Below are 8,772 nucleotides of genomic sequence, written 5' to 3'. Positions count from 1 at the left end.
TTGCTCGCTGCATGAGGGAATTGCAGTTATTACTTGAAACCAAGCCTCTCTTTTTTCTGGTAGGATCCGCCCATGCCGGGCTCTGGGTCACTTTAGGCTCCTCAGAGACTGAAGTGCTTCATAATCCGGGGGTTCCGGGGGCTATTTCTCTGGCGTCGTCCAGTAAAGACGGTGCCTACCCTATTAGTTGGGGAAGTGCTTCGGGTGATTTCGACCGTTATGAACTCAAAGAGCGCAAGGATGGCGGCTCCTGGCGCCGGATTTACAATGGAAGCGCCCGGTCAAAGAGTGTCAGTGGAAGGTCCACGGGTGTTTACAAATACCGCGTCCGCGCCTGCAATGACAGTGCGCACTCCTCCAGAGTCAATTGCGGCAGCTTCACCGCATATAAGGCTATCACCGTGGTTCGTAAGCCGGGCTTTATATCTGTTCCGGAGTTAAGCAAGAACGGTAGTATTTCAGTCTCCTGGGGAAGTGTTTCCGGTGCCGCAGGCTACAAGCTGCAAGAGAAAAAGAACAGTGGTTCTTGGGTGAAGGTGTATTCCGGAAGCTCTACCAGAAAGACAGTCTCCGGGCGAGGAAATGGTTTATATAAATATCGGGTTGCGGCTGTAGAAAATGGCGTAACAGGGAGTTATAGATATTCAGGGGAGGTAACGGTTTCGCTGACGCCTGCTGTCCCTTCAGGTCTTTCTGCTCCCTCTTCAACATCCGATGGTGCTTATTCTGTTAGTTGGGACTCCGTTCCCGAGGCTGAAAGCTACATTCTGGAGCAGAGTGGTACGGCGAATGGAACCTGGTCTCAGTCTCATACAGGAAAAAACTTCTCTAAAGCATTAAATGGAGTCTATTCCTATCGTGTGAGAGCATGCAGCATTTACAACTCTGTAAAATCTTGCAGCGCGTACACCGCCAAGGAAGACGTGCAGGTGGTTTTCCCTAAGCTAAGTGTTCAGTCCGTATCTAAAGAGGGAGCGGTAACTCTACTGTTTAATATCGGCTGGCCGGAAGCAGAATACTGTGAGCTTTCGCGTAGTGGAAAGGTTATCCACGATTTGATTGTTGTCGACGGCAGTACATATACCGACACACCGGATTCCAGCAGTAATTACAAATACGAGTATACGTGCCAGCGCTGCCTAGATGGCTCTCTGCCTGACAACTGCTTCGAGCCCGAGCCTGTCGGGGCGGCCACAGCGTCCGCGGAAGTAGTCCTCAAGCCTGACACTCCAAACTTATCGACGGACACCGCTAACTCCACGGATGGGGCTGCCAGCTTCTCCTCTGTAAGCTCCGGCCCTATTGGCTATGTGCGCTGGCAGAAGCGTTTTGGCGATAACAGTTGGCCAAGTGACGACAGCTATGTACAGGTCTCCTCTAGCAATGGCAGTTTTCAGGTCGCGGGACTGGAAGACGGAAGTTGGGAGTTCCGCGCAAAGAACTGTAATAGCTCGGGGTGCAGTTCAAGCTGGAGTAATGCTGTCTCTGTGCAAGTGCTGAAGAAGCCGAGAGGAGATTCAAGTTTCACTATTTCCGGTGATCTTAACGAAGGGCTTTATCAGGTAAAGTGGACTGCGGATAGCGGCACCGTAGATAGCTATTATCTGCGCGAAAGCGAGGACGGTGCGTGGGGCGATTGGCTTGATCTAGATGCGTCGCGAAGTTATGAGCCGGGGAGAAAGCCCGATGGCTCCTATCAATACGAGATGTACGCCTGTAACACCAGTGGCTGCAGTGAAACGGTAACTTCATCGTTGGTCACTATCGATCACCCGGTCCCCGCTGTGCCCAGTAGTTTGGCCGCTAGCCGAAACGGGGAAGTCATTGATCTCTCTTGGGATAAGGTGACAACCGGATATGACGATCAATACCAGTTTCGGATGAATGGCGAGGCTTGGCAAGTAGCTGATACCGATGGGAGTGCCCAGCAGCCAGTAGGTAGCTATGGAACCTATACCTTCGAAGTGCAAAGTTGTAACCTGATACCGGAGGGCCGCAAGTGCTCTGATTCGGCAACGGTTGTTTACGAAATCGAAGATCCGGATCCATCGGTTCCCGGCTGGGCTAAGCCGCTGGGAGGTTTGTCGATACTCGATGCCGGTTATACTGAACCCCAGGTTGTTCAGCATGAGCAGAGTGTCGGTACTGTAGGGGGAAGTGGATCAGTTAAAGGTGGTGCAGCATCTTATCAGATCCCGATCGATCTGCCTCCCGGCAGAAATGGCAGGAAGCCGCAGATATCTCTAGGCTATTCAAGTCGTACTGGAAATAGCGTACTCGGTGTTGGATGGTCAATTAATGTCGGCTCTGTTATTAGTCGTTGTCCCCAGACTTTGGCGCAAGATAATGGCCGTAATGTGGCGGTTAGTTACAGCGCCGCTGAGGACCGGTTGTGCCTGGATGGCCAGCGGCTTATACCTGTTTCTGGATACTACGGCGAGTCAGGCACTGTTTATCATACAGAACGCGAGCGATTTATTCGTGTAACGCAAAATGGCGCGCTCAACAGTTCTTCAACTTGGTTCAAGATCGAGCTGAAGAATGGGGTTGTACGGTATTATGGTTACAATGCCAACAGTAGGCAGAGCGATGAAGGCCGGTCTGAGACCCTAACATGGGCAATAACGCGAGAGGAAGATTCTCCGGGCAATAGCATTGTCTATCAATATGATTACTTTGGTTCTGGGGAATATCAAATTGCGGATATCTATTATACAGGGAGCGGGACAGCACTGGGAGACCGGCACGTATCTTTCGTTTACGAGAATAACGCGCGGCCAGATATTTATTCAAGATACTTGATGGGAGGGTTAAATCGGTTAACCCGTCGTTTAGATAAAATAACAACCTACTCCCACTCGATTCCGGTTACAGAGTATCGCTTTGAATATCAGGAAAGTGAGGCGTCAGGCCGTAGCCTGCTAGAAACAGTAGAGGAATGCGGGTACAAAAATAGCACGTGGTCTTGCCTTGAGAAAAGCAGTTTTACTTGGCAGGATGCCAAGCCAGTTTTTACTTTGGAAAAGTTTGGCTATCTCAGCGGCGGCTCCGAAGATAATTACTTGGAGTCCTCTCATTTAACTTTGTCGCCGCAATTACAGGGTATGCGCTGGTTGAACGATATACATTACCGGGGTGATGCCGATGGTAATGGTGTGCAGGATGCCATTGGCTGGAATATGAATGCCGAGGGAGAGTTTGAAGGCGCTAATGATGTCTCTAGGGGGGATAACTGTGAACGTCTTGGTCTAGGCTGGAATTGCCTATATCCGGATTTTAATAAAGATGGTAAAACGGATATGTGGCGCTCAGGCAGTAATAATGTGCTACAAATATCTTATGATAGAGGATCTGAATGGATAGATACTGATATTGCTATTGAATCCGAGCTTTACTCTGTCGATCGCCCGGAGTATATCGGAGACTGCAATGGTGACGGATGGCCGGATTTGATGTGGCGGGATGGCGTCGTAGAGCTAGATCCGGGCCATGAAAAGCTATACCTCTGGATTCATAGCGGTAATCCAGAGAATCCGTTCCAAGGAGAAGGAAAACTTGTATATACCTACGGCAGAGCCGGGAATGAAAGTCCTTTCTACAATACAACTTATCAGCAGTTTATTGGTGATATAGATGGCAATGGTTTGCCAGATATGGTGGAAAGTGATCTAGAGCTTGATGATCCGGGAAGAAGCTACAGCGCTTCTCCTCAGCCTATACCTAGAAACTTTTATTTGGCAAAATTGGACCGAAATGGAGATCTCTATTTTGATATCGAGTCTGTCGAAAAATACGCCCTTGGGCTTGGGTTTGATAACACAGGTGCAATTCCTGAGTATTTCTTTCAATATTTCATGGATGTCAACGGAGACGGTCTTGTCGACTGGCTTTCCTGGCGGTCAGGTAATCCAGGGCTGTGGCTGAGTATTAATAAAGGAGGATCTGGCTTTACATCCTGGCAGTATTTGGGAGATGAAACTTCTCTTGAATCTCGATTTTTCTTCTGGGACAGCAATCCAGCTTACCCGGAGGAGTATGGATTTGTGAAGGTCCCAAAATACGAAGCCGCTTTTCGAAAGTTCGATATAAATGCAGACGGCCGTATGGAGTTTCTGGTTCCGGACGAACGCTTGGTAGAGGCTTGTGTAAGTCTGTTTGACAGTACTATCAGAAAAAACTTTTGTGGAGAGGATGTCTACACCTGGACTAGGTCCACAGAAGGTGACAATAGCGGGATGCCCACACCCATAGATACCAGCAGGACAGATGATAACGTCTATAAATACAAAGCACTGCGGTTTACAGAAAATGCTAATGGAGTTTTTACCGCAGAATGGGTAGAAACTCCTTTAATTGGTTCTGGTAGTGAGTCGGTTAACTATGATGCCTTCGGCAACGGGCTTACAGATTTTGTCTTCGCGTTTGGACCTCGCTTTGGAAGTGGGACTATCCAGAGTCAAACTGGTGAAATGGAAGGAAAATCGGAAGGTGTTTATATAAACCGAAATCGTGGCTCCGCCACCGGGGATGAACGCTACGAACCCACCGATATGCTAATTGCCGTGGAAAACGGCCTCGGCGTTCGCGACGAATGGCATTACCGACCCCTATCCTCCCGTGACGACCGCTACCACTCTGAAGACAAGCCCTTCTACGAACGCGGTGGCTACTTGGATAGTTTGTCCGGTTCGGTGCAGGACGACCACTTCGAGTTCACCTCCAGCATGTACGTGGTAGCGGAACACCGTCAGTCCAACGGTGTGGACGGGTTGAACAGAAAGCAATACCGCTACAAGGGCGCCGTTTTCAACGATAAGGGCCGCGGTTTCCAGGGATTCCACACCATTATTGAGGAGGACCTGGCAGCGAATATCGAGATCCAATCCGATTTTCACCAGGTATTCCCCCTGGCCGGCAAATTGCACAAGCAACGCAAATGGGAATTGGGGGACCGGAGTTCGGATATCATACAGGTGGATGCCTTTGAGGAAAGCAGCTACGAATGGCAGTTCTGGCCGAAGGGTGGGCATAGCTCCCCGGTAGTGGTGGATTCTCTAACCGATAACTGGAGCGTCGCTGCCAACGATCCTTACTTCGTTGGCCCCAGAGAGCAGCGCACGGTGCACCGTACCCTCCGGAAGTCCGGTAGTACTAGAACCGAACTCTACACCAAAAGCCGGGCCAGTAGTTTCGACCAGTGGGGCAATGTGCGGGTAGCCACTAGGGGTTATGAAGAAACCGGTGGTGCCCACGCTGTCTCCAGTACTACCGAGACCCAGTATGTGGCCGCGGATGAGGCCAACTGGTGGATCAATAAGCCACTCAAGCAGACTGTAACCAAGCATGTCATCCAGAATCGCAGCGGTGTCAGCATTGACGCCGATACCGACGTGGAGCAGTCTGTGGTGATCGATTACCTGCGGTGGGATAGCAACGCCCGCAAGCCCAGGCGGGTCAAAACCACCCCCTCCAATGGCAAATGGACTGAGGTGGATACCATCTACAACGATGACGGCCTGCCCGAGAGAGTCACCTCCACCGCCGAAGGCGAGACGGAATCCCGCATTGTGAAAACCACGGCGTTCAGCAGCGACGGCTACTTCCCCAAAACCGTGGAAAACTCACTGGGCCATACCACGACGACCATCACCAACCCCCGCTTCGGCAAACCGGATTCGGTCACCGATGCCAATGGCCACACGACCGAATACGAATACGATGCCTTCGGTCGCCAGATCACCGAGACAGCCCCCAGTGCCCTCGGCCTCAAGGCCGCCCCGGATGCACACGCAGCCCTGCAGTGGTGTTATCCTAGTTGCAGCAGCGCCCCGAACGCTGTCTACAAGACCATCAAGCAGCAGGCCGGCACACCCACCCAAATCAGCTACCACGACAGCCTGGGCCGGGTCATCCGCACCGAGGTCCAGGCCTTCGACGGCACCGACTGGGTGGTTACCGAACAGCAGTTCAACGCACTCGGCCAGGTCACCTTCGAGTCGGTGCCCCACAACGCCAGCAGTCCCAATAGCTATGGTACCCACTACGACGGCTACGACACCCTGGGCCGGGCCCTGGGCAAAACCGTCGACCAGACCAATGGCCAGGTACTGGATATCGACTACACCCACGAACAAGGCGGGGGCTTTACCACCAATATCGTGGCAAATGGCCGCGCCATGAGCCGCACCTACAACGGCCTGGAGCAACTAATCCAGACCGTTGACGCCCTGGGCGGCACCACAAAGTACGCCTACGACGGCGCCGGCAACCCCATAGTGCTGCAGGATGCCGCCGGCAACCGCATCACCGCCAAGTACAATGCCCTGGGCCAGAAGGAATGGGTGAACGACCCCAACATGGGCGAAAAGTCCTTCACCTACACCGGCTTTGGCGAAGTGGAAACCGAAACCGATGGCAACCTCGACATTACCAGCTACACCTACGACCGCCTGGGCCGCATGGAGACCCGCAGCGTCAATGGCCAGGAAGAAGCCAGCTGGATCTACGACAGCGCCGCCAACGGCATAGGCCTGCCGCACACTGAGCAGAAGAGCGACGGTGGATTCACCCGTACCTACCGCTACGACGCCCTGAGCCGTCCGGATCGGGTCACCACCAATATCGATGGCGAAGACTTCCTCACCACCAGCCACTACGACAGCAACTACGGCCGCCTCAAGGGGCTCACCTACCCGAGCGGCCTCACCCTGCAGTACGGCTACAACGATACCGGTTACCGGTTCCGCACCAGCAATGCCGCCAGCGGCTACACCTACCGCGCAATCACCCAGATGGACGCCTGGGGTGAGTGGGAGTTCGCCAACGTCGCCGCCGGCAACTACACCGTAGGCCGGGACTTCTATGCCGAAACCGGCCAGATGGCAGGCACCGCCTTCGACAGCCTCGTCCAGAGCCACCAGACCCTGGCCTATACCTACGACAACTTCGGCAACCTCAACGAGAAAACCGTGTCGGTGCCCAGCCAGAGCCCGGCCTTGAACATGGAGAGCTATGTCTATGACGACCTCAACCGCCTCGACTACAGCACCAGAACCGACGGCCCCGCCATCGACTACGATTACGACGCTATCGGCAACCTGCTGAAGAAAGACGACTTCGCCACAAGCTACGACTACGACACTGGCACCAGCGGCGGCCCCAGCGCGGTCAAGAGCGTCACGCTCGTAGACGGAGGCACCAGAACCTATGGCTATGACGACAACGGCAACCGCACCCACGAGGACGGCACCCAACAGATCTGGTACAACGCCTTCAACAAGCCGACCCATATCAGCCGCAACGGCACCGACCTGTACTTCTCCTATGGTGCGGGCCAGCAGCGCTACAAGCAGGTCGACCAGGCCAATAACAAGACCACGATCTACGTCGATAAGCTCTTTGAGCGAATCACAGAAGGAGGAACCACCCAATACCGCCACTTCATTGAAGACATAGCGGTAGTCACCACCGCGGAGACAAGCAGCGACACCACACACAAGATCGGCTTTACCCACCGGGACCGACTGGGCTCCACCGTGGCCATCGGCGACCAGAACGGCAACCTCCAGGAAACCCACAGCTTCGACCCGTTCGGAAAACCGAGGCTCGGCAATATCACCGACAAGCTGCCCAGTATCCTGGATAGCCAATACACCACCCGGGGCTTTACAGATCACGAGCATCTGGATAGTGTCGAGCTGATCCATATGAATGGGCGGGCTTATGATTACAATCTGGGCAGGTTTCTCAGTGTTGATCCGATAATTCAAAGCCCGGGCAACTCTCAGAGCTTGAACCCCTATAGTTACATTATGAACAACCCGCTGGCAGGGACTGACCCCAGCGGGTACACCTGCAAGGGAGAAAGTGTTTGTGAGAGTGAATATGGAAAAGATTTTGATTCTGCTTGGGAGGCGAGTGAAAGCTCGGTTAAAGTAGATAGTAATACAAAATATATAATTGATAGCAATGGAGACGTCTATGTTGCTGACGGTGATGAGGCTGTAAAGGTTGAATCTGTAACGATCAATGGTAAAAACGGTTTTTCTGCGACCTCTGATTTTGGCTCTGGACTTAATGTAGACGCATTAAATATCGGAGGGATGGAAAGCCGCGGAAATGAGCAAGGTGTTTCCGGTCTAGCTTATAATTTTTCCCTTGCGATAGGTGGTGCCACCAGGGAATGGGGAGAAAGTGTTACTGGCACAGCGGAGAGTGCGGCCGCAGACCCAGTGGCTTATGCTCTCCATGTTACACAAGTTGCAGCAGATACTGTTTTCTATTATGCAGATGTTCTGATGCTTAATAGATTGGGGCTGGGAACGGGAGCCGATATAAGGACGGCCAATCGCCTGAATGGGGTTCTAGAAAGCGCGGGCGCATCCTTTGACCAGATGCTGGTTGCTGCTGAGCAGGGGGATTACGCTGCAACTGGTGGGAATATGATGGCCGTTGTTATGGCTGTTATGCCGAGAGGTCCAAAGGGGCTAAGTGGAAAGAGCCCACCAATAAATAGAGCTAGACAAAGACTGCATACAGGCGGGACGCCTGGGAAGTCACAATTCAAGGAAGGTGTTGACGTTGAAAATGTAGTTAAGGATGCCTGGAGAAATGGCACCCCTAGATTTAACAAAAATGGAAAGCTGATCGGAAAAGTTAAACAGTACAACGATCAGGTTGGTGCTGAAGGACAAACATCAGTAGATGTCCGCTTCAGCAGAAAGCATGGCATTCATGGGTTTCCGTCGAATAAAACAGAATAGAGTCAAAAAA

At 52.5% G+C, this 8,772-nt stretch carries 1 protein-coding gene; it reads left to right on the top strand.

Annotated features, from left to right (window positions below; all coding sequences use genetic code 11):
- The first annotated feature begins 20 nt into the window (after nucleotides 1–20).
- Nucleotides 21–8,762 (top strand): SpvB/TcaC N-terminal domain-containing protein, encoded by an 8,742-nt coding sequence (locus OQE62_RS12630; RefSeq protein WP_265722405.1) that lies wholly within the window; start codon nucleotides 21–23, stop codon nucleotides 8,760–8,762.
- Nucleotides 8,763–8,772 lie beyond the last annotated feature (10 nt).

The organism is Microbulbifer halophilus, from assembly GCF_026183675.1.
Taxonomy (GTDB): domain Bacteria; phylum Pseudomonadota; class Gammaproteobacteria; order Pseudomonadales; family Cellvibrionaceae; genus Microbulbifer; species Microbulbifer halophilus.
Note: the sequence above shows the minus strand (reverse complement) of the source record. Positions and strands in the feature narration are given on the sequence as shown.